The sequence below is a fragment of the Pontibacter sp. HJ8 genome (assembly GCF_054824225.1).
Genome location: NZ_JSYF01000663.1, coordinates 1 through 988 on the forward strand (window position 1 = coordinate 1; position 988 = coordinate 988).

A 988-nucleotide genomic window follows, 5' to 3' on the forward strand; every position below is an offset into this window, starting at 1 on the left:
TCGGCTCAAAGACCTCGCTGCGTGAAATCTTCAGCAGTCCCATCCGGAAGCGGTTCGGGTTATCCAGCGTTTCGCGCATGCGCGCCACAACCGCCACGGACAGAAAAGCCGCGACAGAAGAGGAATAGAACATCGTATCGAGGGAGAAGTTGTTGGCAATCGTCGCGCCGAGCGCTGGCCCTGCCGCCATACCCAGGCTGCCCGACAGGCCCAACAGCCCTGTCGCCTCACCCCTGCGTTCCATCGGGATAATGTCGGCCACGTAGGCCGCCGTACCGGTCGGGGTAAACCCGGTAGAAAAGCCGTGCACCAGCCGCAGCAGCAGAAACGCCGCTACCGTACCGGTCACCGGATAGAGAAAACCGCAAAGGATGCAAACAGTACCGCCCACCAGCATCACCGGCACCCGCCCTACTTTGTCAGCCAGCTGGCCGCTGAACGGGCGTGAAAGACCTGCTGTCAGCGTAAAAAGCGCAATGATCAGCCCCTTGTATTCGCCGCCGCCCAGCTTTGTGATGTAATTGGGCAGCTCCGGAATGATCATGTTGAAGCTTGAAAAAAAGAGAAAGGAACTCAAACAAAGCAACCCGAACTGAAGCCCGTACACACGCGTTTTTTGTTCTGCCATACCTGATTATAAAGCTGCAAAGTTGGAGAAACATATCTTCCCAAACTATACCTGCCCACAAAAGCTTGGACAGAATGTGCCGGCATACCTACATAAAAAAAGCAGCCCGGTCCGGGCTGCTTTTTTTATGTAGGTATAGCTTAAAACTAAAACTCAAATGCAGGGCAGCTTTTGTTGGATCTGCCTTTTCTCTTTACCAAACCATCTTTGGTATAGGCTTTAGACGTACCGGCAAACAACTTGGCTGACCTTTTACCAGCTACTGACTTTGTTATCCTTTTACCTGCTTTCTCCACATTCGACTTATTGTTTTCGACCGCTGCAAAGCTTGAAAAAGAAATTAATAAAAAAGCACTGATT

Annotated in this window: 2 protein-coding genes; both read right to left on the reverse strand. The window is 51.5% G+C overall.

Going from position 1 to position 988, the window contains the following annotated elements; genetic code table 11:
• On the reverse strand, positions 1-628 hold a 628-nt coding region (locus OB13_RS20715), incomplete at its 3' end, for an MFS transporter (RefSeq protein WP_461492085.1).
• Between the two features lie 146 nt (positions 629-774).
• A partial coding sequence (locus tag OB13_RS20720; RefSeq protein WP_461492086.1) for a hypothetical protein occupies positions 775-988 on the reverse strand: 214 nt, incomplete at its 5' end.